Origin of the sequence: Ruminococcus albus 7 = DSM 20455 (assembly GCF_000179635.2) — a bacterium.
Lineage (GTDB): Bacteria > Bacillota > Clostridia > Oscillospirales > Ruminococcaceae > Hominimerdicola > Hominimerdicola alba.
Genome location: NC_014833.1, coordinates 2343488 through 2369153, shown reverse-complemented (window position 1 = coordinate 2369153; position 25666 = coordinate 2343488). Strand labels below are relative to the sequence as shown.

General features: G+C 41.4%; 25 protein-coding genes, 1 pseudogene and 1 other annotated feature. Of the genes and pseudogenes, 12 read left to right on the top strand and 14 right to left on the bottom strand.

Annotation, left to right across the window (positions count from 1 at the left end):
* Window positions 1-4 precede the first annotated feature (4 nt).
* From RUMAL_RS10685 to RUMAL_RS10660, 6 genes are all read left to right on the top strand, one after another.
* Window positions 5-409 (top strand): GNAT family N-acetyltransferase, encoded by a 405-nt coding sequence (locus RUMAL_RS10685; protein ID WP_013498755.1) that lies wholly within the window; start codon window positions 5-7, stop codon window positions 407-409.
* 9 nt (window positions 410-418) lie between these two features.
* Window positions 419-799 carry a hypothetical protein gene (locus RUMAL_RS10680; protein WP_013498754.1) on the top strand — a complete coding sequence of 127 codons (381 nt, stop codon included), beginning with the start codon at window positions 419-421 and terminating at the stop codon, window positions 797-799.
* 10 nt (window positions 800-809) lie between these two features.
* Window positions 810-1169 carry a phosphoribosyl-AMP cyclohydrolase gene (gene hisI / locus RUMAL_RS10675; RefSeq protein ID WP_013498753.1) on the top strand — a complete coding sequence of 120 codons (360 nt, stop codon included), beginning with the start codon at window positions 810-812 and terminating at the stop codon, window positions 1167-1169.
* Complete coding sequence (gene hisE / locus RUMAL_RS10670; RefSeq protein ID WP_013498752.1) at window positions 1169-1507, top strand: phosphoribosyl-ATP diphosphatase; 339 nt, start codon at window positions 1169-1171, stop codon at window positions 1505-1507. The genes hisI and hisE overlap by 1 nt, the downstream gene beginning before the upstream one ends.
* A gap of 128 nt (window positions 1508-1635) precedes the next feature.
* Complete coding sequence (locus RUMAL_RS10665; protein WP_013498751.1) at window positions 1636-2403, top strand: hypothetical protein; 768 nt, start codon at window positions 1636-1638, stop codon at window positions 2401-2403.
* A gap of 239 nt (window positions 2404-2642) precedes the next feature.
* Window positions 2643-3953: an alpha-amylase family glycosyl hydrolase gene (locus RUMAL_RS10660; RefSeq protein ID WP_013498750.1), complete on the top strand. Its 1311-nt coding sequence runs from the start codon at window positions 2643-2645 to the stop codon at window positions 3951-3953.
* Between the two features lie 47 nt (window positions 3954-4000).
* Here RUMAL_RS10660 and RUMAL_RS10655 read toward each other — a convergent pair whose 3' ends face one another.
* Window positions 4001-5425 carry an ABC transporter substrate-binding protein gene (locus RUMAL_RS10655; protein WP_013498749.1) on the bottom strand — a complete coding sequence of 475 codons (1425 nt, stop codon included), beginning with the start codon at window positions 5423-5425 and terminating at the stop codon, window positions 4001-4003.
* A gap of 577 nt (window positions 5426-6002) precedes the next feature.
* Between RUMAL_RS10655 and pnuC the strand changes: the two genes are divergently transcribed.
* From pnuC to RUMAL_RS10640, 3 genes are all read left to right on the top strand, one after another.
* Window positions 6003-6689: a nicotinamide riboside transporter PnuC gene (pnuC, locus tag RUMAL_RS10650; protein WP_013498748.1), complete on the top strand. Its 687-nt coding sequence runs from the start codon at window positions 6003-6005 to the stop codon at window positions 6687-6689.
* Between the two features lie 281 nt (window positions 6690-6970).
* A complete protein-coding gene (locus RUMAL_RS10645) occupies window positions 6971-7330 on the top strand; it encodes a class I SAM-dependent methyltransferase (RefSeq protein ID WP_013498747.1) in 360 nt (119 codons plus the stop codon).
* Window positions 7331-7419: 89 nt separating this feature from the next.
* Window positions 7420-7830, top strand: a complete 411-nt coding sequence (locus RUMAL_RS10640; RefSeq protein WP_154662821.1) for a hypothetical protein — start codon at window positions 7420-7422, stop codon at window positions 7828-7830.
* A 77-nt stretch (window positions 7831-7907) separates the two neighbouring features.
* On the opposite strand, the gene RUMAL_RS10635 is transcribed toward RUMAL_RS10640, so the two are convergent.
* The 3 genes from RUMAL_RS10635 to RUMAL_RS10625 form a co-directional block, all read right to left on the bottom strand.
* Entirely contained in the window at window positions 7908-9977 is a 2070-nt protein-coding gene (locus RUMAL_RS10635) for a heavy metal translocating P-type ATPase (RefSeq protein ID WP_013498745.1), read from the bottom strand.
* A gap of 52 nt (window positions 9978-10029) precedes the next feature.
* Window positions 10030-10305 (bottom strand): DUF6110 family protein, encoded by a 276-nt coding sequence (locus tag RUMAL_RS10630; protein WP_013498744.1) that lies wholly within the window; start codon window positions 10303-10305, stop codon window positions 10030-10032.
* Window positions 10306-10377: 72 nt separating this feature from the next.
* Window positions 10378-10752, bottom strand: coding sequence for a helix-turn-helix domain-containing protein (locus RUMAL_RS10625; protein WP_028504291.1), 375 nt, complete (start codon window positions 10750-10752; stop codon window positions 10378-10380).
* A 550-nt stretch (window positions 10753-11302) separates the two neighbouring features.
* On the opposite strand from RUMAL_RS10625, the gene RUMAL_RS10620 reads away from it, so the two are divergent.
* Entirely contained in the window at window positions 11303-11815 is a 513-nt protein-coding gene (locus RUMAL_RS10620; protein WP_013498743.1) for a zinc ribbon domain-containing protein, read from the top strand.
* 98 nt (window positions 11816-11913) lie between these two features.
* Here the strand turns inward: RUMAL_RS10620 and RUMAL_RS10615 are convergent, their stop codons facing one another.
* Window positions 11914-13578, bottom strand: a complete 1665-nt coding sequence (locus tag RUMAL_RS10615) for a 2-isopropylmalate synthase (protein ID WP_013498742.1) — start codon at window positions 13576-13578, stop codon at window positions 11914-11916.
* A 76-nt stretch (window positions 13579-13654) separates the two neighbouring features.
* Window positions 13655-13893: a binding site (T-box leader), on the bottom strand.
* A 213-nt stretch (window positions 13894-14106) separates the two neighbouring features.
* On the opposite strand from RUMAL_RS10615, the gene galT reads away from it, so the two are divergent.
* A complete protein-coding gene (galT, locus tag RUMAL_RS10610) occupies window positions 14107-15603 on the top strand; it encodes a UDP-glucose--hexose-1-phosphate uridylyltransferase (RefSeq protein WP_013498741.1) in 1497 nt (498 codons plus the stop codon).
* A 52-nt stretch (window positions 15604-15655) separates the two neighbouring features.
* Here the strand turns inward: galT and RUMAL_RS10605 are convergent, their stop codons facing one another.
* Complete coding sequence (locus tag RUMAL_RS10605; protein ID WP_013498740.1) at window positions 15656-16216, bottom strand: TetR/AcrR family transcriptional regulator C-terminal domain-containing protein; 561 nt, start codon at window positions 16214-16216, stop codon at window positions 15656-15658.
* A 105-nt stretch (window positions 16217-16321) separates the two neighbouring features.
* Between RUMAL_RS10605 and glgB the strand changes: the two genes are divergently transcribed.
* Window positions 16322-18097: a 1,4-alpha-glucan branching protein GlgB gene (glgB, locus tag RUMAL_RS10600; RefSeq protein WP_013498739.1), complete on the top strand. Its 1776-nt coding sequence runs from the start codon at window positions 16322-16324 to the stop codon at window positions 18095-18097.
* Between the two features lie 38 nt (window positions 18098-18135).
* On the opposite strand, the gene RUMAL_RS10595 is transcribed toward glgB, so the two are convergent.
* From RUMAL_RS10595 to RUMAL_RS10560, 8 genes and pseudogenes are all read right to left on the bottom strand, one after another.
* Window positions 18136-18360 carry a hypothetical protein gene (locus RUMAL_RS10595; RefSeq protein WP_013498738.1) on the bottom strand — a complete coding sequence of 75 codons (225 nt, stop codon included), beginning with the start codon at window positions 18358-18360 and terminating at the stop codon, window positions 18136-18138.
* Between the two features lie 3 nt (window positions 18361-18363).
* The gene (locus tag RUMAL_RS10590) at window positions 18364-19515 is read right to left on the bottom strand and encodes a phosphodiester glycosidase family protein (RefSeq protein ID WP_013498737.1); all 1152 of its coding nucleotides are present in this window, start codon (window positions 19513-19515) and stop codon (window positions 18364-18366) included.
* Complete coding sequence (locus RUMAL_RS10585) at window positions 19502-20413, bottom strand: GtrA family protein (RefSeq protein ID WP_050793279.1); 912 nt, start codon at window positions 20411-20413, stop codon at window positions 19502-19504. Before RUMAL_RS10585 ends, RUMAL_RS10590 begins: the two co-directional genes overlap by 14 nt.
* A 40-nt stretch (window positions 20414-20453) precedes the next feature.
* Window positions 20454-21331 (bottom strand): annotated as a pseudogene (locus RUMAL_RS22945) (IS1595 family transposase).
* A gap of 97 nt (window positions 21332-21428) precedes the next feature.
* Entirely contained in the window at window positions 21429-21587 is a 159-nt protein-coding gene (locus tag RUMAL_RS21795) for a hypothetical protein (RefSeq protein WP_154662899.1), read from the bottom strand.
* A 72-nt stretch (window positions 21588-21659) separates the two neighbouring features.
* A complete protein-coding gene (locus tag RUMAL_RS10570; protein ID WP_013498736.1) occupies window positions 21660-23312 on the bottom strand; it encodes a spermidine synthase in 1653 nt (550 codons plus the stop codon).
* 239 nt (window positions 23313-23551) lie between these two features.
* Complete coding sequence (locus RUMAL_RS10565; protein WP_013498735.1) at window positions 23552-24121, bottom strand: flavodoxin family protein; 570 nt, start codon at window positions 24119-24121, stop codon at window positions 23552-23554.
* 284 nt (window positions 24122-24405) lie between these two features.
* Window positions 24406-25470 (bottom strand): TraB/GumN family protein, encoded by a 1065-nt coding sequence (locus RUMAL_RS10560; protein WP_013498734.1) that lies wholly within the window; start codon window positions 25468-25470, stop codon window positions 24406-24408.
* Between the last annotated feature and the right edge of the window lie 196 nt (window positions 25471-25666).

Sequence of the window (25666 nt, the reverse complement as noted above, 5' to 3'; positions counted from 1 at the left end):
TCATATGGCTATCGAATATAAGACAATACATGATTTCACATCATCACAGCTTGAAAGACTTTTCTTATCTGTCGAGTGGTCATCTGGGCACTTTCCGGATAAGCTTGTCAGGGCTATGAAAAAATACGATACGGTTTTTTCTGCATGGGACGGCGACAAGCTCGTGGGTATGCTCTGTGCACTTGATGACGGGGTAATGACGGCTTACATCCATTATCTGCTCGTTGACCCTGAGTATCACGGTCGGACTATAGGCAGAACGCTTGTTGAAATGACAAAGGAAAAATACAAGGACTATCTGCGCACGGTGCTAATAGCCTATAAGAATGAAACGCATTTTTATGAAAAGTGCGGTTTTAAAATTGAAGAAAAGTCGCTGCCCATGTGCATAACAAGTCTGTGGACATAAGGTTGGTTTATGATGATAAAAAAATATATGCGAATACAAGGGCGTGAGCTTGCATACAGAACAGGTAAGCCTGTCGGAGTATTTATTCTCAACTGGCGAAGAATCAGAGATGGGGTTTATTCAGATGAAGACTGCAAGCTGTATGAGCAGACCGAGAACTGGTTTAAACAGCATCTCCCTGAGCCTCCTTTTTATGGTGATAATAATGATAACCCGCAAGGTGCCATAACATATTTCAAAACCGAGAAGTATGATGAAATGCGTGAAAAAGCAGAAATATTGATGTCGCTGCTTGATAAGTATAATATTCCTTATGATATTGTTTTTACCGATCATATCGGAAAGATCATATATGAGGACGATTATCAGGTGGCAGTAATTGATGGATAAAGGAGTAATTATGAGCAAGATAAAGGTTGATCTGAATGATCTTGACAAATACTTTGTAAAAGGCGAGCTTATCCCCGCGATATGCTACGAGGTCAACACAAAGACGGTACTCATGCTGGCGTATATGAACAAGGAGAGCCTGAAAAAGACTTTGGAAACAGGCTATACCTGGTTCTGGAGCAGATCAAGACAGGAGTACTGGAACAAGGGTGCTACAAGCGGACATCTGCAAAAGGTCGTATCAATCTACGGCGACTGTGATGATGATACTCTGCTTGTAAATGTTGAACAGACGGGAGTTGCCTGTCATACAGGTTCCTATAGCTGCTTTTTCAAGGAAATGTACAATGAAAATGAGGAGGAAGAATAATGACAGTTTATCAGGAAATATTTGAGGTATTAAAGGCTAGAAAAGAACAGTTCGATAAGGGTGAAGCACCTGAGAAGAGCTACACCTGCTATTTGTATCAGCAGGGTGTTGACAAGATATGCAAAAAGGTCGGTGAAGAAGCTGCCGAGACTATCATAGCTGCAAAGAACGGTGATAATGCCGAACTCATGAATGAGATAAACGATCTGCTGTATCATGTAATGGTGCTGGCAGTAAATCAGGGTCTTGACTGGGCAGATGTTGAGAAGGTGCTCGATGAAAGAAACGAGAAAATCGGCAATCTCAAGCAGTTCAAGACAGTGGATAAGAACACCTGATATCCGAAGAAATATATAGTTCAAAGCGGCAGATCTGATTTTTGCCGCTTTTTTTGCACACTTTTATTATTTCCCGAATATGATGTATAGAAGATAAAACTTCACATTATTATCCGGGAGGTATATTTATGAGCGAAACTATCAACAGACAAAACGGCAGTTTTAAGGAAGCTGTGTGCATAGATGCTATGCGCATATACGATTCCTGCAGTTCGCAGGATTGTCTGGAGGACGTTGAGTTTGATTTCAGCCGTAGTGATCAGCAGCTTGTTAACGATGCAGCTTACATCAAGACGCAGTCCATTGATGTTACAGATGTAAATTTCTCCATAAGTCCTGTGGCATTCAATCAGGGATTCTATTCTGTAGATGTTACCTATAATTTCCGTGCTCAGATAGAAGTCTTTGACGGGGAGAATACTCCGCCTGTTGTCATATACGGAAATGCGATTTTTACCAAAAAAGTCATTCTGTACGGCAGTGACGGCGGTACCCAGAGGTTTGTTTCAGACAGCGGTATGGTAACAACCCCTGAAAATCCTACGACCGGATGCGGCTGCTGCAGGTCGTTTTGTACTTTACCGACTGCATCTGTGAGTCTTGTGGAACCTATGTGCCTGGATACAAGACTTACTGCTGCTGATGCCGATACCGGAGAACGCAGCGTACTGGTTACTATCGGACTTTTTGCTATAATCTCGCTTGCCAGGGCAGTACCGCTTATGATACCCGTATATGATTACTGTGTACCGGGTAAGGAATGCACTTCTACAAGCGGCACCCCATGCGAGATGTTCGAGCAGATAGATTTTCCGACCAATGAATTTTTCCCGCGGGGCATTGATTCAGGCAGCTGTATGAACCGATGCGATGGCAGGGAAGACATAGATAGCTGATGATCTATTGGCTTTGCAGCGCTTCTGTCTTATAACGACAGAAGCGTTTTGTTTGGGCAAATATTTGATTATTGCAAAATGTGAACAATATCAGGCAATATTAACCAGCAAACTGTACATAATCTACAATTATGTTGAAAATATTGTATAGAAAATGAGTATAGCAATTTTCACAAAAGCGTGGTATAATAAATACAGTCGAATAAGACAAACCATATAAAAAGGAGAGTTAAATCATCATGTGGGCTTATGAAAGTGTTTTTTATCAGATCTATCCGCTTGGTTTTTGTGGTGCACCGTTTGAGAATGACGGTGTTGAGGAAAGCCGAATATTAAAGGTAATTGATTGGATACCTCACATCAGTAAGCTTGGTGCGAACGCTATCTATTTTTCACCCGTGTTCGATTCAGACACACATGGTTACAATACCCGAGATTATCGCAAGATAGATCCTCGCCTTGGTACTAATGAAGATTTTGCCAAGGTGGTAAAGGAACTCCATGAAGCAGGAGTAAAAGTGGTTATCGACGGTGTATTCAACCATGTTGGCAGAGGCTTCTGGGCTTTTCAGGACGTTCTAAAAAATCGTGAGAATTCTCCTTATAAAGATTGGTTCCATATCGATCTTGGCGGAAATTCCAATTATAACGATGGTCTGTGGTATGAAGGCTGGGAGGGTCATTTTGACCTTGTAAAGCTTAATCTCAGAAATCCTGCAGTAGTTGATCATATACTGGAGTGTATCACTCAGTGGGTGAAAGAATTTGATATAGACGGACTTCGTCTTGATGTTGCATACTGTCTTGATTTTGATTTTCTTAAAAGACTTCGTCAGCACGCAAACTGGGTAAAGGAAGATTTTGTTCTCATAGGTGAGCTGCTTCACGGTGACTATGCACGCTGGGTAAACGATGAGATGCTTCACAGCTGTACTAACTATGAGTGCTATAAGGGTCTGTATTCCAGCTTCAACAGCATGAATATGTTTGAGATATGCCATTCGCTGAAAAACCAGTTTGGCAGTGAGGGCTGGTGCAGGTATCGCGGAAAGCATCTGCTGTCTTTCGTAGATAATCATGACGTGACCCGCGTAGCAAGCATTCTTACAAATGAAAAGCATCTTCCGCTCATTTATGGTCTGCTTTTCGGTATGCCAGGTATACCTTGTGTATATTACGGATCTGAATGGGGAACTAAGGCTGAAAAGAAGGACGGAGATCCCGCTCTCAGAGTATCATTCGATAAGCCCGAATGGAACGATCTTACCGACCTTATTTCTAAGCTGGCGCATATCCGTACCGAGTACAAATGCCTGAGCTATGGCAGTATCAATATTCCTGTACTGACAAACAAGCAGTGCATAATTGAACGTGAGTTCGAGGGTGAACGTATCCTTGTTGCGATAAATGCCGATGACCAGCCGTTTACTGCTCATTTCGATGCAAGATGCGGACAGGCTGATGAGCTTTTGACCGGAACTGTACATGATTTCGGCGGCGGCAGTGAGCTTAAACCGTACTCGGTTGAAGTCTGGAAAATGGAAAGATAATATAAAAAAGCGCTGCATATGTGCGGCGCTTTTTTCTGATAGAGGTATTATTTGGTGTAAGAAGCGAGTGCTTCATTGATAGTCTTGAGTTCGGAATCAACAGTTGCTGAGTAAGTATCGCGCAACTTTGTCCAGCTGAACTGTACGCCGTTTTCATCTTCGCTGTTGGTGGATTCATACAGCTTTCTGGTAATACAGCTGCCGTCAGCATTGGCATTGTCATCTGAAAGCAGAGATGATATACCATAGCCATAATCAAACATGAATTTGTTTTTGGGGCTGGAAGCATCCATATATGTCTGGTACATTTCTTCCGTCCAGTATGGATTTGCGTTCAGGAACTTCTGTTTACCGTTTTCGAGATATTCTTCATCAGTATTTGCGATCCTGCAGCATTCAAACCATGTCTTTACTGCTTCATTGGCAGTTGAGCCTTTGACCCACATATAAGCGGTCATATCAGCTGTCATTACCTTTTCATCATTCTGAGGATCACTTGGTACAGGAACAATGTTCCAGTCGTCACCTTCCTCAGGACCGTTTTCTCCTGTCATAGCCCATGTACCCATGCAGTAGAACAGTACGCTTCCGTCTTTCAGTGCAGATCTAGCGTTGCCAAGCCAGTTTTTGTTTACATAGCCTTTTTTGTTGATATCGTAAAGCAGATTTTCAGCCCTCTCGATATCCGGATCATTAATATTAGAAACGAACTTTCCGTCCTCAAAGTTTACCATTGTTTTACCTGTCTGCTGTATTATCTGAGGCTGGAACCATCCGTTTATACCATATCTTTGAACGCTCTCTGTGCTTCCGTTACAGAACTCTGACATCATATCTTCCCATGTATTCCAGTTCCAGTTTCCCTGGAGATATTCCTCATATGGATCAGGCAGACCATTTGCTTCTATTACAGCGTTGTCATACATCATCATTGTGCCGACAGTTGTACTTATAGGAGCCACATAGTGCTTACCGTTCAAAACATACTGCTCAGCAGTTGCTTTGGTATCGACCCACAGGGGGGCATCAAAGTCAACGATATCATCCACAGGCTGGTACATATCTTTAAGTACCTGAGCAGGGAAAGCCATCCACTCATATTTGAATATATCAGGAACGTTCTGCTGTGACAGTATAGCACTTGCAAGCTTGTCGAATTTTTCATTGTCGGTAACCTGGCTCCACACTACTGTACCGCCCTTGTTGTTGAAAAGGGTCATTTCAACAGATTTGTCTTCACCACGTTCCTCGTTGGGGTTCAGATCATAAGTGCCCATCCATATGATCTCTTTCTGAGTATCATCTGAAAGTTCATCGATTTCCTTTGTATCTTCTACCTCAACTTTTTCAACAGTGGTCACAGTACCGCTTGACTTGCTTTCATCTGAACCATTATCGCTGCTGCAGGCACATATTGAAACAGATGATAAAACTGCAACAGTTAACGCTAACTTTTTCTTGATTTTAAACATATTAAACAACTCCTTCATTTGAATAATACTCCGAATTTTCTAGCTATTCCATTCTTTATATTTTCCTTTTAATCAATTATATTATAATATGAAAGTAATGTCAATTCTCATTTCCAACAAACAAGAAAATTTTATATTGTTGAAAATGCACAAAACTAGCGCGCGTATATTGTAAAAAATACAATAATATAACATAAGTCAATTTTTTTGCATATTATTTAACCATTTATAATATCATAGCTTCTCTTGATATTGCAAGGACCAAATTAAAAGAATACTCTGCTTAGGCTGCTTATCGGCATGGACTAATCATATTTTAACCATATTATTTGAATTGTGCGGATTCAGTATAATAGTTGACTCTCTGGCTTACGCAACGCTCTGATCGGCTTTTATACGGCCTGTGGGAATAGTTGGTGGTATCTCCATTTAAATATTGACTTTTTTATTTTTTTGTGCTATAATCAATGCAATATGAAAACTGCCACCGGGTAGGAATGCTGAAAGCATTTGTTCACACATTGTTAGGTCTTAGAAGATGTGTGCGCAGATGCTTTATTTTTTGGAGGAATATATAATGCTAAAAAACATCAAAGGGTATTTTTCAAGGACCGAGATCATGATATGGAGCATTTCGGCTTTGCTGGTAATAACATCGTTTATATTGTTTGACAGAAGCAGCTATCTTACATTGTGTGCTTCGCTTATCGGTGTAACTTACTTGATATTCAATGCTAAAGGAAATCCTATCGGTCAGGTGCTCGTTATCATATTCAGTTTTCTGTATGGCATTATTTCCTATAGGTTTTCATATTTCGGAGAAATGATAACTTATCTAGGTATGACAATGCCTATGGCTGTCGTTGCTCTGATCTCATGGCTGCGAAATCCTTTTAACGGCAACAGATCAGAAGTTCGGGTAAACAGCATAAGTAAAACGGAAACAGCTTTTATGTCCGGTTTAGCAATGATCGTAACGACAGTTTTTTATTTCATATTGCAGGCATTTCATACCGCCAACATTATTCCAAGTACACTATCGGTCACAACGACCTTTCTTGCAGTCTATCTGACATTCAGGCGAAGTCCTTTTTATGCTATTGCATATTCCGCGAATGATATTATACTTATGTTCCTCTGGACGATGGCAAGTATGACTGATTCTCGATATATCTCTGTAGTTGTGTGTTTTGCAGTATTTTTTGTTAACGATATATACAGCTTTTTCAGTTGGAAGAATATGAAAAAACGTCAGGGCTCCTGAAATACTATGTTATTCTTTCTGATCTGTAATTCATTGGATGCTCTGTTTCATACTTAAAATATAAAGGAGTTCAATTAATGATCAGACTGTTTTTTCTGATAAACTCTTGAAATCCGGGTTATTGTATGCTATAATATATCTTGCAGTTTGGTACGACTAACTATGTATTTGATCGTAGGTTTACTTCTGACAAAAGGAATGCATCATTGTCAGGCATTACAATATTCTATTCCGGGTTGTAAGCCGCGGATGAACAGATATTTTATAAAAGGAGAATGATCATGAGCTTTACAGATAATTTCGGGAATCCGAAAGGATTACTCGGACGAATGATGCTTGTTAGTATGGATAAGGAGCATCTGCCTATGGCGAAATGGGCATTGGAACTTATCAGGATACCGAACAAAGGTACAGTCGCAGATTTAGGCTGCGGCGGTGGATATAATATCAAGCGTATGCTTGAAAAGAGTGAAAATACGAATTTTATCGGACTTGATATATCAGATGAAAGTGTGAAAAAAGCAAGGAAAGTCAATCGGGGTGAAAGCGGCAAGCGAGTCAGGATAATCAAAGGCAGTGCTGAAAATCTGCCGTTTAATGATAACAGTATATTATACAGAGGTGATCAGGGATGGTTTTAAGTTTATTATACGGTCTTGTCGGGGTCATACTACTAACAGCTTTTTGCCTGATCGGTGCATTTTCAGCACCGCAGGTTGCATATTGGTGTATGACACCTAAAGCAAAAAAGCTGCTTGAAGAACATGGTATAAGCAGAAAATTCGACTTTAAGGGAAAGGTCTCGCTTGCAATATTATCTGTGGTTATCGGCGCTTTATATTGTATTACCATTATATCAGCAGGCAAACAAGGTGTGATTTCAGGTATGAATTTCCGTCAATTGACGATACGTTTTGTTATCTTCTTCTGGATGATCTCTATTTTTGATGCGGTCGTTCTTGATTGGTGGATGTTCACAAGAACTAAAATATTTGGGATACTGATAAGGCAGAAAACAGGCAGAACGCCTGAAGTTTGGAGCGTTGAACCGCAGTGGGACGGAAAAGAAATACCCAGGCTTATCGTAGAGGTCGCAGTTTCGGCTGTGATGTCTTGGATATTTATAAGGATGTATCGCTGATAGTGAATAATAAATTGGTTATCAGCATGAGATGAAAAAAAACTGACAGCACCTCACTGAGAAGTGCTGTCAGTTTTTTATATCTGAAGGTCGGTCATACTTTTAAGTCCTATCGCCAATGTCGAAGCATTATGAAGCAAAGCGGATGTCGCAGGCGAAAGAATCCCTGCGGCGCCGAGAATGATAAGTCCTGTATTAAAACCGATAATGGTTCGGTAGTTACGATGTATCCTTCGCATAAGTGCATCACTGAGCTGTTTGAGGGTGATTAGTGTGTACAGATCATTCGCTGAGATAGTAATATCTGCGATCTCTCTTGCTATCGCTGCACCGCTGCTGATAGCGATCCCTGCATCAGATTCACTTAGTGCCGGTGAATCGTTCACGCCGTCACCGATCATGATGACACGTCTGCCGGCTTCATGCTCTGCGCGGATAAATGCTGCTTTGTCCTCAGGAAGCACCTCAGAATAATAGGTATCAACACCTACTTTATTTGCAACGGAACTTGCAGTGCGTTCGTTGTCACCTGTCATCATAACGATCTTGGAAAAGCCCAGCGTATGAAGCTTATCAATAACAGTTCCGGCTTCATCACGCATCGGATCTTCTATACATATCACAGCAGCGATCTCGCCTCCGATCGCAAGATAAAGATGGGAATATTCTTTTGGAAGATGTCGGAAAATTCGTTCATCAGGCAGTTTGCAGGCTTCATCCTCGACTACAAAATGGTGACTTCCGATGACTACCCGCTCGCCGTCGATCATGCTTGAAATTCCGTGAGCGACAACATATTCTACTTTTGAATGACGTTCTTCGTGCAGCAGACCACGTTCAGCTGCTTCTGCAACAACGGCGTTTGCGATGGAATGCGGATAGTGCTCCTCTAAACACGCGGCTAGCCTTAGCATTTCTGCTTCATCACGTCCGCCGAATGTAATGATCTGTGCAACACGCGGCTGTGAATGTGTAAGCGTTCCTGTTTTATCAAATACGATAGTATCTGCTTCGGCAACGGCTTCAAGGAATTTTCCGCCTTTGACCGTGATCCCTGCATTTGCACACTGTCGCATAGCATATAGTACGGATATCGGCATAGCCAGTTTCAATGCACATGAAAAATCGACCATAAGGATAGATACTGCTTTTGTGGCACTTCGTGTGAGCAGCCATGTCATGAGCGTTCCGCCCAGACACCACGGCACGAGTTTATCTGCTAGATGTGCTGCCTTGCTCTCTGCTGATGATTTCATTTGTTCAGATTCTTCTATCATTTTCACGATGCGGTCATAACGTCCGCTTCCTGCGGTGTTTTCGACCTGTATCAAGCATTCGCCGTCTTCAACTACAGTCCCTGCGTATACATAGGCACCTTCAGATTTGTGTACAGGTACGGATTCACCTGTCATAGAAGCCTGATTGACCATCGCATCACCGGCTTTAACTGTACCGTCAAGCGGTATCATAGATCCTGTGCGGACTATCACGATGTCGCCCTTGCTGATCTGTGATATAGGTACAAGAACTTCCTGATCGTCTTCTGTTTTTATCCAGGCTTTCTCAACACCGAGTGACATTGTTCTTGCAAGATCATCTACAGACTTTTTATGAGTCCATTCATCTAGTATATCACCGATCTTAAGAAGGAACATTACACTTGCGGCAGTATTATGATCTCCGCGAAGCATGGATACAGTTATCGCGATTGCATCCAGGGTCTCAACTTCAAGTTTGCCTTTCATCAGGCAGTGAAGTCCTTGGCGGATGTATTTTATCGCTTTGACAAAAGAAACCACACCTCGGAGAGGAGGCGGCAGAAGAAATTTCTGGAGCAAACGTCCCATGACTGCAGAACCCAGCTTTTCTTCAAACTCTCGGTTCAGTGATCTTCCTGTCTTAGGCGGAACAAGTGCTTCGTTAGTTTCGCTGTAGCTAAAATTAGCAAGCACAGACAGTACGGTTTCGCGTTCGCAGCTATAATACAGTATCACATCACAGGTGCGGTCAAACACCTGAACTTTTGTTATACCGCTTACCGAAGACAGCGTATATTCGGCGATATCTGCCTGATGCAGCGTCATATATTTCTGACAGAAATGCACGCGGATACGTCCTTTTGATTCGTGAAGTATTTTACATTTCATTTCATACACCCCATAGTAAAGCAGACCGCCGGTAGCGGTCTGCTTGTGATGATTATTTGGTTTGATTCTGTTCGTCAGCTATGACTGCTTCTGCATCCGCAGCAGCACGCTCAGCGTTGATCTCTTTTGCATCGCTGAGAATATCATCGCAGTTTTCCCGTACATTCGTTACGGTGCCCATTACACAGTCCTTAGCGCGGAGTACTGCGGCAGTTACATTTGTGTAACATTTTTTCGCATCCTGACTACTAAGGATCTTTATGCCGGCTGTACCGAACAGAAGTCCGCCTGCAAACAGACCGAGCTTTTTCCAAGGCAAACAAATCATACAGATCACCTCTTTTTATTCGTGAGCATACGCTCTAATTTAGTATATTATAGCATACGACCTATCTGCTTTCTACTCCAAACGGACACGGTTCCTGTACTCTGTTGGTAAACATCCGATGACACTGCAAAACGCTGCGGAAAACTTACTGGCATTATCATATCCGCAGGTTTCAGCGATATCGATCACTTTTAAGTTAGATGTGGCTAACTTATTGGCAGCCCAAAGCATCTTTTCTTTACGTATATGTGTAAATATCGATGTGCCGTAAACTTGATGATAAACCTTTTTGAGTTTTGTAGGTGATACTCCTGCACGTGCTGCGAGAAAAGGGATAGTATAATGCTCCTGCTTATTTGCCATACAAAATAGAAATGTGTCTTCGGCAAGATGTTGTTCTGTCGGTGTGAGCTCATTAATTTTATTCATTGATGTGATTGGTTTCATAACTATCCCTTCCTGTGTTATTCACTTTTGATCTTTACCGGTTTTCTTAAGAGCAGTCCTAAACACTGCAATAATGGATTTAATGACGATATATATATCTGAGTGAATGTCAGTATTGATCAGATCTTTTTTTCAAACTATAGTTATTAAGTTAGCCTAAGCTAACTTATGGCTATTAAAATTAGTCTCTTTTCCAAGACCGTACAATATTATACCACAATTAATAATATTTTTCAACTCCATTTTGTTTTCGGTATTCCGTTCTGCTAGTTTTTTGAGTATGAAAAAAGTTGTTATTCTGCTGCCGCATGATCTCAAGCAGTTTTTATATTGGATGTATCAAGAGTTGTAAGTATTCTTCAAATATATAACATATGATCAGAATATAAATTGTTAAAGAAGGCAATGGAAATAGATTAATGGTCATCTCTCTTATGAGATATGACAAATAAAAACAAAAAAATTAAAAATAACAGCTTTTAGTATTGACAAACAATATAAAAATTAGTATAATAACATTATTAAATAATTATCTTTGGAGGTAAAGACAATGAACTCGATCAAAGGATTTATGAACGGACTTTATAAGGTAGTAGGACCTGCTGTGAATGTGTTGTTTGCACTGTTTCTTACAATAGCTGGTAACTGTGGTTTCCAGGCTTTAAAGGCAAGCAAGAACGCTATTACTTTATCAAATATCTTCACTATTGCAGCATCCATTGATGGTAAGGGAGCTGCACCTAAGGAAGAGGGTACTGGTTTTATCACATTTTTACAGGTTCTGTTCTGGATTATAGCTGTTATCTACATCGGCTGCAAGGTTCTTGAGCTTCTGAATGCATTAAACGAGAATCCAGGTGCATTAAAGTCTCTGAAGCCCGCAGGTGCTCCCGCACAGAACGCTTATGCACAGCCTCAGTTCAATCAGCCTGCTCAGGCTATTCCTCAGCCTACTGCTGCTCCTGCTGCAAATGCTGGTGCTGAAAGATTCTGCACACAGTGCGGTGCAAAGGTTCCTGCAGGTAACGCATTCTGCACAAGCTGCGGCGCTAAGATGGACTAATTTGAAATTATTATCAAGGGCGGTCAGCAGACCGCTCTTTTTTATTTCTGTATAAAAAACTCCTGCGATATTTTCATACCGCAGTAGTTTCTTATATATTACTTATTCATCGCATTGTTGATAGCAGATACAAGTGCTTTTACAGAAGAAACGATGATATCGGAATGTCTGCCGACACCCCAGAAGATCTTGCCGTTAACGTTTATTCCTACATATGAGCAAGCCTCGGAGGTGGTTTTTCTTTCCAGTGCGTGCTCGGTGTAGGTGTCAACATTTATCTCCATGCCGATCTCTGTGGTAAGTGCGTTAGCCACAGCATCAAGTCTGCCGTTGCCGTCAGCGCTGCACTCAACTGTCTTGCCATTGATAACAGCCTTGATAGAAGCACCGATGAGGTCGTCAGCCTTCTGTGTATAGTGAGCCTCGGTTATATCTACAGGCGTATTGATGTTGAGATATGTATCCTTGAATATCTGGTGAACTTCGCTTCTGCTGAGCTCCTTGTGAGCTTTGTCTGAGATATCCTTAACCTTATATCCGAAGTCCTCTCTCATAGCCTTGGGGAGGTCATATCCGTACTGCTGTTCGAGGATATAGCCTATGCCGCCCTTGCCTGACTGTGAGTTGATACGGATAACGTCGCCCTCGTATTCTCTGCCGACATCGTGGGGATCAATGGGGAGGTAAGGACAAGTCCAGTGCTTGTCGTCCTTTTCTTCACGCCACTTCATGCCCTTTGCTATAGCGTCCTGATGTGAGCCTGAGAATGCAGCGTATACCAGAGAACCGGAGTAAGGCTGTCTGTCATACACTTTCATTCTTGTTACTCTCTCATAAAGCTCTATGAGTGAGGGAAGATCGGTGAAATCGAGGTTCGGCTCAACACCATGGGTGTACATATTCAGTGCGAGAGTAACGATATCAACGTTACCTGTTCTTTCACCGTTGCCGAAGCAAGTTCCTTCAACTCTGTCACCGCCTGCGAGCAGACCGAGTTCGGTATCAGCTATGCCTGTACCTCTGTCATTGTGGGGGTGGAGAGAGATTATCAGGTTCTCTCTGTTGTGGAGAGTTTCACACATATACTCTACCTGCTGAGCGTAAACATGGGGCAGCGACATCTCAACGGTAACAGGGAGATTGATGATGACTTTGTTATCAGCATCGGGCTCCCAGATATCAATTACTGCATTACATATCTCAGCTGCAAATTCAGGCTCAGTGCCTGTGAAACTTTCGGGGGAGTACTCAAAAGTGATGTGACCTTTAGCGTGTTTCTTATACTCCTTACAAAGTTCTGCACCTGTGGTAGCGATCTTGATTATATCTTCCTTGGACTTGCGGAATACCTGCTCTCTCTGAGCAACAGAGGTGGAGTTATAAAGGTGAACTACAGCGTGCTTAGCACCGTCGATAGCTTCAAAGGTCTTCTTGATTATATGTTCTCTCGACTGAGTAAGTACCTGGATGGTAACATCGTCAGGTATCATATTCTTCTCTATAAGTGTACGGCAGAATTCGTATTCTGTTTCAGAAGCTGCAGGGAAACCTATCTCTATCTCCTTGAAGCCGATATCTACCAGTTCCTTGAAAAATTCCAGCTTTTCTTCAAGGCTCATTGGTATTATCAGTGCCTGATTTCCGTCTCTCAGGTCAACCGAGCACCATGCGGGGGCATGGTCTATATAGTCTTTTTCTGCCCATTTCATACATTTTACCGGAGGCATATAATATCCTCTTGCATACTTTTCTGCGTTTTTCATCTGTGATTCCTCCTAAATATATTTTTATTTTTGATGCGTGACATTGATAAAATAAAACAAGCCCGTCTCTGTAAAAACAAGAGACGAGCATATTACCCGTGTTACCACTCTGATTTATGCACAGCTCACACTGTACACCTCTGTCGCATCAACTAATGCGCCTCTCTGTAACGGGAGAATCCCGGGTATAGCTACTGTAATTTTCACCATACCGGCTCAAGGACGAGTTATCGCACTACCGAACTGCTGCCTTCCACCAAACGGCAGCTCTCTGAAAGATCCGCATAGCGTATTTTTTCCTCTCAACGCCATTGTTCATATCTACAAATTAATTATATTATATTTTTTCTTCTTTGTCAAGCCTTCGTTGGTGGATTTAACATTTCTTTAATATCTATAATGATATTATAATTATATTGATGTAAGTTTATATTTTTTTATTGACTTCGGGTCAGTTTTATAATATAATTATTTTAAGGTACGGGTGAAAGGGTAAGCCCGATGGATATGGAAAAAGGAGATGGGTCTATGATTAATGACAGCATCAAAAAGCTTGTGACTTACGGTCTTGAAAAAGGGCTTATCGAGCCATGTGATAAGGTATGGGCAATAAATCGTATTATTGAGGCACTTGGTATTGAGGAATATGATGAGCCTGTTGAACAGTACTTTAATGTCGATCTGGAGAGCACACTTGCAGAACTTCTGGACTATGCTTGTGAGAATGGTCTGTGTGAGGATACTGTTGTATACCGAGACCTTTTTGATACTAAACTTATGGGGCTTATCACCCCGAGACCATCAGAGGTGGAACGGATATTTGCTGACAAGAGATCCGTTTCAGCTGAGGCTGCTACTGACTGGTTTTACAAATTTTCACAGGATACCGATTATATAAGAAGATACCGCATAAGCAAAGATGTCAGGTGGAAGACTCAGACCGATTACGGGGATATCGATATCACTATAAACCTTTCTAAGCCGGAAAAGGATCCTAAAGCTATAGCGGCAGCAAAGCTGGCGAAGCAGTCTGGTTATCCCAAGTGCCTTCTATGCTATGAAAATGTAGGCTACGCAGGTAGACTAAATTCACCTGCAAGACAGAACCACCGTATTATCGGTGTGACCATAGACGGCTCGGAATGGGGCCTGCAGTATTCGCCATATGTATATTATAATGAGCATTGTATACTTTTCAATAAGAAACACACACCAATGGTGATAAACAAGTCGGCATTTAATAAACTGTTTGACTTTGTTGAGCAATACCCCCACTATTTCGTAGGTTCAAATGCTGATCTTCCGATAGTAGGAGGTTCTATCCTTTCCCATGAACATTTTCAGGGCGGACATTATGAGTTCCCAATGGCTAAGGCAGAAGTTGAGCGCAAGGTCATATTCAAGGGATATGAGAACGTTGATGCAGGCATCGTTAAGTGGCCGATGTCAGTAATAAGACTTAACAGCACCAACAGGGGATCACTTGTTGAACTGGCTGACAAGATACTCCATCTCTGGCGTGGCTACACTGACGAAGGTGCGTTTATCTATGCCGAAACAAACGGAGAACCACACAACACAATAACACCTATTGCACGTATGCGCAGCGGAAGATATGAAATGGATCTGGTACTCAGGAACAATATTACTACAGATGAACACCCGTTAGGTGTATATCACCCTCATGCTGAGCTTCATCATATAAAGAAAGAGAATATAGGACTTATAGAGGTCATGGGTCTTGCTGTGCTGCCTTCACGTCTTAAAGGTGAAATGGAAAAGCTTTCAAAAGCTATGATAAACGGTGATGATATCCGTGCGGATGAAGTTCTGGCAAAGCACGCAGATTGGGCGGACGAACTCAAAAAACAGTATTCTTTCACAGCTGAGAATGCCGAAGCTATACTTAAAGACGAAATAGGTAAGGTCTTCGCAAAGGTGCTTGAACACGCAGGTGTTTATAAGCGTGATGAAGCAGGTGCAGCCGCTTTTGGAAGATTCATTGATCATGTGAATGAAGCATAGTTGTAAAAATAAGCACGGCAGAACATATCTGCCGTGCTGTATAATACTCTTATCACAGGTTTTCGATAAATCCCTTACCGATGCTGACGTTCTCAAATGCAAGCTCTTTCATTTGCAGCATGACCGTGTGCGGAGATATCTTCATACCCTGCTTAGCCCAATCGATTATCATTCCGCAGAACCCGTGTGAGTAGAAATCTGCAAAGAATTTTGCCTTCTCACTGCGCTTGCGTGTATTTGCGACTGCATGGTAGAAAAACCTCAGGAACAAACGGTGCATACTTTGATAAAGATACTTTTCAAAGGTCTTTTCGTTGCTCCGCAGAGTGTTGGAGTAAAACGTTTTGTCTTTCTGCATATTTTCCAGAAGACCTTCAAGACGTTCATTCCAGTTATCATAGTTTACTCCTCTGGTGATGTTTTTGAAAAGTTCATTGTAGTATATATATGACAAAAGCTCCTCTTTATCCTGAAAATGATAATAGAAGGATTGTCTGTTCATTCCGCAAAAACCGGTTATTTCGGATATGGATATTTTTTCATAGTCTTTTTGCGCACACAGCTCTTTTAGAGCATTACAAAGCGCTGATTTTGTAATAGTTGATGTTGACATCCGCTGTATCCTTTCATGGCTTATAATTCAACAATATAATTATATCACAATTGAAAAAAATTTCAAGTGATTTTGGTAAATTATTTTTAAGGATGTGCTTTATTTATGATTATAAATGATTTTTTAGAGGGTCTGAGCCTTAACGCATACGACTATTTTGGTGCACATTTTGTTGATGGCGGAGTAAGATTTGCTACCTATGCCCCAAATGCTGCAAAAGTCACACTTATGCTTAACGGCAGTGAATTCGGAATGAATCGTCTTGACAGCGGTGTATGGGAAACCGTTCATCCTGCTGAGATTGGAGATATTTACCAGTTCGTAATAACAACTCAGGCACTACAGAAACATTACCGTTCTGATCCTTTTGCATTTTACAGTGAAGTCAGACCTAAAAATGCATCAATAGTCTATGATCTTGATCATCATGTATGGAATGACAGTGCATGGATCTCAAAGCGAGGAAAATGCTATGACAAGCCAATGAATATCTATGAGATACATTTCGGTTCGTGGAGAACAAGATCTGACAGTGAGGGTGATGATCGCTTCTACAGCTATGATGATATGGCTGAACTGATCATTCCTTATGTAAAAGATATGGGCTATACCCATATTGAGATCATGCCGCTTACAGAATATCCTTATGATGGTTCATGGGGTTATCAGGTGACGGGATATTATTCAGCAACATCCCGCTACGGAGATCCCGACGGGCTAATGAGGTTCATTGATGCTTGTCATCAGGCTGATATTGGTGTTATACTGGATTTCGTTCCTGTTCATTTCGTTACAGATTTTTTTGCGCTGCATATCTATGATGGTGGTTTTCTCTTTGAGTCTGACAGGGAAGAGGACAGATTTTCCGAATGGGGTACAGCACTTTTTGATTACAGCAAGCCTCATGTCCTAAGTTTTATCAAGTCATCTATAAATTTCTGGATAGAGAAATATCATATTGACGGTCTGCGCTACGATGCTGTAGCAAACCTTATATTCAAATATGGCAGACGTGACGGTCCTATCAATGATACGGGTATATGGTTTTTAAAAAATACAAACTATGCTATACAGAAGCGCCACCCCGATGTTATACTATTTGCCGAAGACTCTACAGATCAGACCAAAGTTACTGCTCCCGTTGAATTCGGCGGGCTTGGCTTTGATTATAAATGGGATCTTGGATTTATGCACGATACTATTGATTATATCATGACTCCGCCTTATGAACGCCGTGCGCATCACGCTAAAATGACTTTCTCCATGAGTTATTTCTATAATGACCTTTTCATACTGCCGTACTCACATGATGAAGTCGTACACGGCAAGAAGACTATGCTTGATAAATGCTTTGGCAGTCACGAAGAAAAGATAGCAACGATAAAGTGTCTGTATACTTTCCAGTTTGGTCACCCGGGAAAGAAGCTGAATTTCATGGGTAACGAGATCGCCGAGTATATGGAGTGGCGGTGCAACAAGGAACTTGGCTGGAATCTTCTGTCTTTTCCATCCCATGATTCTGTTCATCACTTTATAAAGGAGCTCCACCATATTTATCTCAGTGAGCCTGCACTGTATGAGAATGACTATAATTCGGGGTATTTCCGCTGGTGTGATGCAAATAACAACAACCAGTCAATATATGCCTTTGTTAGACGTGATAAATACGGCAAAGGAATATACTTCGTGTTCAATTTTTCCGGACTTCGTCAGAATTACGGACTAAAAGTCGAGCAAAACGGCGACTATGCCGAGATACTGAATTCCGACAGGGATATTTATGCAGGCACTAATTGCTTGAATGGCGATATGAGAGCCTATAACTATTTGCTGAATCTTCGTCTGGCACCCCTCAGCTGTGCTATAATAAAACAGAAGTAACCAAAAACTCGGTACAAATCAACTGTACCGAGTTTTTATCATTTGTTTTCCTTGTTTTTAAGGGCATCGTATTTCCGCTCAAAATAGATATTCATGATCGCCGTGATAAGTGACAGCACAAGCATTATTATCATCAGCTTGTTTGAAACCTTGCGGTTGATGAGATTCATTGTCGGATTCATTATATCCAGCACCCAGAAGAATATGAACATTCCCACCATGACGATAGTTGCGTGGGGAAGTATCCTTGCCAGTCTTTTCATGCTTTACCCTCCGATATAGATAATGTCGCTAATCTCGCGTCCTCTGTCGGGAATATTCACAAGTTCCCCCTCGTATACCATCATAGCCGAACAGCCGCCGTCAAGATTGTATGCGGTAGTACAGCCTTCGTCAGACATGATAGCCGCTAGTTCGCTGAGTGTGACGCCCTTGGAATATCCAGGGTCTCTGCCGTCAACAGTAACTATTTTATAGTGTCCAGGTTCGATATAGCCGATGGCAGAACGAGGATTTGCACTGTTGAGATAGGTGGTGGTGTTGAAGCTTTCAAGCACTCCGCCATTGCCGTCAAGAAGCATTGGTCCGAAGCACCACGCCTGCCATACGCCCTGTGCCAGTACAGTCTCGGTATCGAATTCCTCATAGGTGTAGGTCTTCATCTCGCCGTTTGTGAACAGAACACATATGTCTACATCGTTAAGATTGTCACGGTATTTTATACCGTTGCGGACGACGATACCTTCCTCGGAATTACCGTAGAAATCACCATTAACTGCAAATACAGCATTGTTCTCCGATGCCATATTGAAAATGCTGTCCTTGATGTTTTTGCCGTAGGTGTCCTTTGCTAGACCTGTTTTCAGTACGTCAACACTGGTCACATATATATCAGCCGAATAATAAGTTATCTTATCATCGCCATCCCCGAACCACTTTTTGTCGATATAGATAACTGCGTCATCGCCCTCATAGGTCACTACTCTTTCCGATTGCACATCCGCATTAAGCACGGATTCTATCAGTGCATTGTCAGCGGTATATTCATCGGTATCAGTGTTATCGTACCAGTTTTCCTTGGTGTGTTCGTGATGCTCTTTTTTCTTTTTTTCGGGACTGCTGCTTTCATCGGAAACGCTGTCGGCATGGATCATGCTATCCTGTGAGGCAGAGTTGTTATCATCTTCCGAAGTTTCATCCACAGTATTTACTTCCTGTGTTCCGCTTTTTTCACCGGATTTTGGCAGTGCAAAGCTTGTCTTATTTGCGCTGTCGACTTCTGCAACTACCGTTCCTTTGGTGTTTGCGCTGTGGGGCATAACGTAATCAAAAAGCATGAACGTTCCCACAGCTGCGCATACAAGCAGCGTATCTGTCAGTATCATACCCCAGACAGGCATCCTTTTATTTTTGCTCATCAGTAGTCAGACCTTTCTTTTTAAAAACGAAACTCCGCTGTGCGCTCCAGCTGAATAAGAACAGCAGTACTTCAACTATTATCTTGGCAATGTACTCATTTTTGATAACGTACTTTACAATAAGTCCGAGAAGGAGAGTGTTTACAGCAAGTATCACCGCCGCAAGCAGGAAGTATTTCAGTGCTGTTTTATAGAGATTTTCCTTGTTTTTGAAAACCACCTTTTTGTTCAGCACAAAATTGAATATCGAGCTGAATACTCTTGCTATCACGTTTGAAAGTCTTATGCTTCCACTTAATGCGAATATCACCGAATACAAAACGTAATCGACGAAGAAACTCAGCAGGGAAGAGCATGAGAACTTGAGAATATCTTTATAAATTCTGAATGAATCTTTTATCGGATTGAAATGGGAACTCTTGTTTTCATTAAGGTAGACAGTCTCTATGGGCACTTCATAAAAGCTTATACCGTCCCTTGCAGCTTCAAGCAGCATATTCATTTCATACTCGTATCTGTCACCCGAAAGTCCCAGCATAAAATCTGTCAGCTTGTCTGAAAATCCACGCAGACCCGTCTGAGTATCACTTACTCCCACACCTGCCGCAAATCTGAACACGGCTTTTGTCATATTATTTCCGAAACGGCTGCGCAGAGGGATATCACCCTTGAAACGTCTGCAGCCCATCACCAGTTTATCGGGATGTTCTTTCAGCGCTTCTGCTATTCTCATGATATCCGCAGGCTTGTGCTGACCGTCAGCATCGGCTGTAATCAAATAGTATCTTCCTTTGCAGGTGTTTTTGATATAAGTGAAAGCCGTTCTCAGCGCAGCACCTTTTCCGCGGTTTACTTCGTGTATCAGAAGTTCGGCTTTATCCTTTACTTTGTCGAATATTTCTTTTAATGGTTATCCCTTTAACACACCACAAGTAAGATCACTGCACCAAAGCAGCCCAAAGCCTTAAATACGCACTGTTTCCCAGCTTGCGGCGGTTGAATTTGTAACAGTATTCGGCAGCATACAACGCTGTGTGGATCTTTTCGTTTCCGTGGTAAGTTCCCATGATCATTGCTTTGAAGTTTGAAATAACTTTATGCATCCAGTTCAGCTGACCGCTTGTCGGATCATATGTCTCAAAAACATGGAAGTATTTCTGTGCCAGCGGTTTCTTGTAACTTCGGGCATTATCACTCTCGATCTTCGAGCCAGCGCGGATATTATCCCTGGCAAATCTACCCACAGTTATGCCCTTTAAATTCGGCACATCGCTCATTTTAACGTACTCGGGATTTCCTGCAGCGTTCTTTGATAAAGCTACGATCATTTTGACTTTTTCAGTACCTCTGCCGCGCTTTTTACCGTGAGTCGGAGCACCGAGATACGTGTCATCAAGTTCAACGATCCCGTCGCGCAAATAGCGTTCTTCACGGCATTCCATAGCTCTTTTCTGATGCGATGAAGGATGTACCAGGCTGTCTTGTAGGTCACTCCCAAAGACCTCATCAGCGTAACAGCAGAAACGCTGCATTTGTTGCTCATAATGAGGAATGCGGTGACTATCCACAGTCTGAGCGGAATATGTGTTCTGTGCATAAAAGTTCCGTTTGTGGCGGATATATCTGCTTTACAGAACTTGCATCGCAGCAGATGGCGTGACCTTATCCTGCGGTACTCAGAGCCACCGCAAAACGGGCAGGCAAAGCCCTTTTCAAAGCGGATATCAAGCAGAAAATCCTTGCAAAAGCTTTCATCTGCGAACTTTGAGTATATCCCATCAAGTGTTATCTCAGGTTTCGGAAATCTTTTTGACATAGCGACAGCTCCTTTCGGTTTCTGTCACTATTATACTATATTTTCCGGTTTTTGAGGTCTGTTTATTTGGACAGCATTGTATATTATCTGTGGTGTGTTAAAGGGATAACCATGTTTCTTTTTTATCGGAGCTGCTGCCGTCGTCAACTACTATCAGATTATAAGTGTGTTTGTCTGTTAGTTCATCAATAAGAGCTATCAGCTTTTCATCGGGTTCATAGGCGGGTATTACGATATATATGCTGTCGATTTCCATTCTTATCATTCCTTATAATTTTTTATCGATGTTTAAAGTGTACTATACTAAACTAAAATTAACTTAAAACTTTCAATCGATAAGACCTTTTATGCCGTCTTCTTTGAATCGCTTTTTATAGTAAGTCAGTTCTTCTGAAATAAGATCATCAATGACTTGCATACCCAGCAGTTCAACTGGTGCTTTGTCATCTGTAAGGATGTTTTCGCCGCCCTCATATCGCTTCATTCTCATGTATATATCTTCCATGAGAGCTTTCAGATCATTATCTTCAAGCTTCTGAGAAGCTGAATAAAGTCTGTCGGGCATACCTGATAGATCGGAGGCAAAAAGCTCGCGGTTGGTGGTTCCATCCACCTTTACTGTGTACACGTTACTGAAAACCGATGCGATGGTATCGCAAAGGCACTCGTTGATACTGCCTTTTTTATCCGAATGCATATTCATATTTACCACCATTACGCCATCTGGTGCCAGGCTGTTTTTCACCAGTGTAAAAAATTCGACGGTAGACATCTGGAATGGTATGGTGATATCCTGATAAGCGTCAACCATGATAACATCGTATTTCACAGCAGAATCGGAGCTTTTTCTGTTAGCGCCTTTCAGTGAATTGAGAAAAGCTCTGCCGTCATAGGTAGTAACTTTTATATCATCGTCAAGATCAAAGTATTTATGTGCAAGATCTGTTATTTTATCATCTATCTCTACTCCCTCAACTTTGATACCGGGGAAATATGCCTTGCACTGCTTGGCATAAGTTCCCGTACCCATGCCAAGGATCAGCATATTCTTTTTGGTGATATCATCACCTTCGCTCATAAGGGGAGCAGCCATTGCTGTATCGTAGTAAAGTCCTGTAAGACCACCGTCTTTCATGTAGATCGACTGTATGCCGAAAAGCACGTTAGTGGATAATGCCGCCTGTTTGTCGTCCTCTTTGACCTGAAGATAGTTGTAAACGGATTCACCCTCGTAAGTCAGTGATCTTTCCCAGAAAGCAAACCCCAGAACTGTACCGGTTATACAAAATACTATGAAAAGCACTGTGCATATAGCTATACGGATATAGCCGCGTTTGCAGGAAAAGAAATATACCAGTCCAAGCATAAGAAGTATACCCGAAAAAATCAGGAATGTCACAGCTGTGCCGACTGTAGGTATTGTAATAAAAGTAGGGGCGAAAGTGCCGATGATACTGCCCACTGTATTGAAAGCACCAAGAGTCCCGACAGTTCTGCCGTTATCCTCAAGACTGTCAGTAGTGTATTTTACCAGTGACGGAGTGACAGTACCCAGCAGGAACAATGGGTAAACAAAGATCACCATACACGCAAGAAAAGCCGCCCATATTAGAAAATTCGTACTGACGGTCACTACCAGAACTGCAGATATACCTAATATCACAATTTTCCCAATAAATGGTATAGCTGCTATCCATACAGCTGAAAGCAGGATCCTTTTATAGAGTTTATCAGGTTCAGGATCTTTATCGGCACTTTTTCCTCCGAAATAATTACCAAGAGCCATAGCTATCATTATCGTGCCTATGATGATAGTCCATACTATCTGTGATGAGCTGAAATAAGGCGCCAAAAGTCGGCTTGCACCGAGCTCTACAGCCATAACGGACATACCCGCAAAAAATTCGGTAAGATACAGATAAAGTTTATTGCCGAGTATACCCGAAGAGTGGTTTTTGTTGTCATTTTTTTTCTTAACCATAAATTTACGCTCCATAGCTTTGAATTTTTACATATAAAATTATAGTAACATATTTTACCCGTCAAGTCAACTGATATTTTGAAAATATCGTTGAATCTGCATATTCTTTCAGTTTCGCATCGATCAATTTCATGTATAGCTGTATTACTTTACACTCCATACAGCACTGCTTTAATTTCTATGCTGACGCAAAAAAGGCGCAGCTCCTTATTTCTGCGCCTTTTCACTATCCTTTTATTTCAATAATACATATCAAATCCGTTTTCCAGGCAGTCTATATATGTCTTGCCTGCTTCATAAAGTGCAGGCAGGATATAATCCCTGTTGAATCGTACGACCGGTATACGGTCAAAAGTTCGCATACCCATATGAACAAGACCGCGTTCAAGCTGGGTAAGACATTCAAGAGTACCGCGTCCTGTACCGCCCGCACAGGCCACAAGTATGCAGCGCTTGTCTGCAAGTGAATGGCTGAAGGCAGCATCACAGCGGCGAAGTCTGTCGAAGAATGCTTTGAAACGTTCTGTCATATCAGACCAATACACTGCGCTGATCCAGACAATACCGTCAGCATTTCTTAGGTTTTCGTAGATCTCTGCAAAATCATCATCGATAACACAACTGCCATTTTTATTACAGGTACCCCAACCATTTCCACAAGCACGGCAGTGCTGAATGTTTTTGCTGTTCAGGTGGATCTCAGTTACCTCTGCCCCTGATTTTGATATTCCTTTTATTATATGGTCTTTTGCCGATGCTGTCAATCCATTCTGATTTGGGCTTGACCATATAACAGTTATTTTTTTCATAATACCCCCCTTCGTGAAAACGCACAAACTGCAGTGTTTTATTATTATCACCATACTCGCCATTGTTCTCACGGATATAGATCTATGGTGATATAAATATTATATTTTTTACTGATACCAGTTTGTTCTTATGTAGATGATTATAGCACAACTCTTTATTTAAAACTATAAAAATATCTCAAAAAAATAGTATAAAGCTATATTGTTTAAAGTATCATCTTATACATACTGCGTTTCACGCCGGAGGTTTTAATAGCGGTCAAATCTGACTAATATATACTGTATCAATAATCTTTAACATACTTTACGGGTTCTACAGTGTAGCCGTCTTTTTCAAGCAGAGAGATAATGCCGTTATCACCTGCGTAGTGAGCTGCACCTACGACGAACAGGACATTTTTATCTCCGTTCAGGAAGTTTTCAGCAGCTTCTTTCATACCTTGGTTTCTGTCGATATAGATCTTTTTTTCATATTCAGATACTGCTTCTGCGTACTTATCGTCGGTTTCGATCTCCTCGTTAGCAAGTTCCTCTATATGATCTATATCACCTGTTGCCCATGCTTCATGGAGTTTATCCAGAGACTCTATATCGCTTTCAATTGTTCTGTTTGCAAGTGCTTCAAACTGAAAGCTGTATGAATCATCCGAAAGCTGTGTGAACATATCAAACTGATACTCCATCCCCTCAACTTCATAGATCTCCTTTTCATCATCATGTGCCTTTATAAGCAGATACTTGTCTAGTCCCAGATCACCTGACAAGTCACTGCGTTGAAGGGGGAGATTTTCTACTACAGAATAAACAGCCCATGGTCTCATTTTTGTATATGCAGTAATATCAAGGGAATAAAGATCCAGATACTTGTCAAGGGCTTCATAAGCCTTTTGGGATAAATGCTTAGACAGTTCGTCTTTTACGTCATCATAATACATACCTGCCAGCATAGCCGATTGAAAAGTCAGGGAACCGGCTTCGGTTATATCGGCTTCTACAGCAAGTATATCAGCGCTGTCATAAGCATCATGCAGCTCTTTCGGCATAGGATAATCACTTTCTTTAAGAGCATGCATTGAACCCATAAGAGTAACGACAGCTCCATTTTTACCGGTTACAGTCCACATGGAAGGAGTTATATCCGATTCGCCAGTAGTATCAAGATCATCAACTATATCGGGGGATATATTGTTTTCTGTTGTAAGTGTGATTTTCTCAGCACTGGAGATATCATTCTTTTTTGAAGAGGTATCGTTGTTCTTTTTGTTTCCGCATGAAGTAAACATAACGGTACTTACTATTACTATTGCTGCGCAGATTACTGGAAGTATCCTTTTTTTAGCTAAATTCATAATGATATGTCCTCACATTAAAGTATTGTTTTTGAGTGTTATTCTGTATAAATCACAGACAGATTTTTAGTAGTGCTTGTAATATATTCAAGCAAGATATCTATAAACTATAATATTGATTATACAACATTTGTTTTCTTTAGTCAACCACTATTTGAGTATGTACGATAAATAATAAAAGACACAGCCCATACAG

Bases quoted from the DNA above. Each gene is read 5' to 3' on its own strand.
- RUMAL_RS10640 (WP_154662821.1), top strand. From the start codon at position 7,420: ATGACACCTAAAGCAAAAAAGCTGCTTGAAGAACATGGTATAAGCAGA.
- RUMAL_RS10605 (WP_013498740.1), bottom strand. From the start codon at position 16,216: ATGTCAACATCAACTATTACAAAATCAGCGCTTTGTAATGCTCTAAAA.
- pnuC (WP_013498748.1), top strand. From the start codon at position 6,003: ATGCTAAAAAACATCAAAGGGTATTTTTCAAGGACCGAGATCATGATA.
- RUMAL_RS10570 (WP_013498736.1), bottom strand. From the start codon at position 23,312: ATGGTTAAGAAAAAAAATGACAACAAAAACCACTCTTCGGGTATACTC.
- RUMAL_RS10560 (WP_013498734.1), bottom strand. From the start codon at position 25,470: ATGAATTTAGCTAAAAAAAGGATACTTCCAGTAATCTGCGCAGCAATA.
- hisE (WP_013498752.1), top strand. From the start codon at position 1,169: ATGACAGTTTATCAGGAAATATTTGAGGTATTAAAGGCTAGAAAAGAA.
- RUMAL_RS10620 (WP_013498743.1), top strand. From the start codon at position 11,303: ATGAACTCGATCAAAGGATTTATGAACGGACTTTATAAGGTAGTAGGA.
- RUMAL_RS10685 (WP_013498755.1), top strand. From the start codon at position 5: ATGGCTATCGAATATAAGACAATACATGATTTCACATCATCACAGCTT.
- RUMAL_RS10660 (WP_013498750.1), top strand. From the start codon at position 2,643: ATGTGGGCTTATGAAAGTGTTTTTTATCAGATCTATCCGCTTGGTTTT.
- RUMAL_RS10595 (WP_013498738.1), bottom strand. From the start codon at position 18,360: ATGAAAAGACTGGCAAGGATACTTCCCCACGCAACTATCGTCATGGTG.
- RUMAL_RS10655 (WP_013498749.1), bottom strand. From the start codon at position 5,425: ATGTTTAAAATCAAGAAAAAGTTAGCGTTAACTGTTGCAGTTTTATCA.
- RUMAL_RS10665 (WP_013498751.1), top strand. From the start codon at position 1,636: ATGAGCGAAACTATCAACAGACAAAACGGCAGTTTTAAGGAAGCTGTG.
- RUMAL_RS10645 (WP_013498747.1), top strand. From the start codon at position 6,971: ATGAGCTTTACAGATAATTTCGGGAATCCGAAAGGATTACTCGGACGA.
- RUMAL_RS10565 (WP_013498735.1), bottom strand. From the start codon at position 24,121: ATGAAAAAAATAACTGTTATATGGTCAAGCCCAAATCAGAATGGATTG.
- RUMAL_RS10635 (WP_013498745.1), bottom strand. From the start codon at position 9,977: ATGAAATGTAAAATACTTCACGAATCAAAAGGACGTATCCGCGTGCAT.
- RUMAL_RS10680 (WP_013498754.1), top strand. From the start codon at position 419: ATGATGATAAAAAAATATATGCGAATACAAGGGCGTGAGCTTGCATAC.
- RUMAL_RS10630 (WP_013498744.1), bottom strand. From the start codon at position 10,305: ATGATTTGTTTGCCTTGGAAAAAGCTCGGTCTGTTTGCAGGCGGACTT.
- RUMAL_RS10615 (WP_013498742.1), bottom strand. From the start codon at position 13,578: ATGAAAAACGCAGAAAAGTATGCAAGAGGATATTATATGCCTCCGGTA.
- hisI (WP_013498753.1), top strand. From the start codon at position 810: ATGAGCAAGATAAAGGTTGATCTGAATGATCTTGACAAATACTTTGTA.
- RUMAL_RS10625 (WP_028504291.1), bottom strand. From the start codon at position 10,752: ATGAAACCAATCACATCAATGAATAAAATTAATGAGCTCACACCGACA.
- RUMAL_RS10590 (WP_013498737.1), bottom strand. From the start codon at position 19,515: ATGAGCAAAAATAAAAGGATGCCTGTCTGGGGTATGATACTGACAGAT.
- galT (WP_013498741.1), top strand. From the start codon at position 14,107: ATGATTAATGACAGCATCAAAAAGCTTGTGACTTACGGTCTTGAAAAA.
- RUMAL_RS21795 (WP_154662899.1), bottom strand. From the start codon at position 21,587: ATGGAAATCGACAGCATATATATCGTAATACCCGCCTATGAACCCGAT.
- glgB (WP_013498739.1), top strand. From the start codon at position 16,322: ATGATTATAAATGATTTTTTAGAGGGTCTGAGCCTTAACGCATACGAC.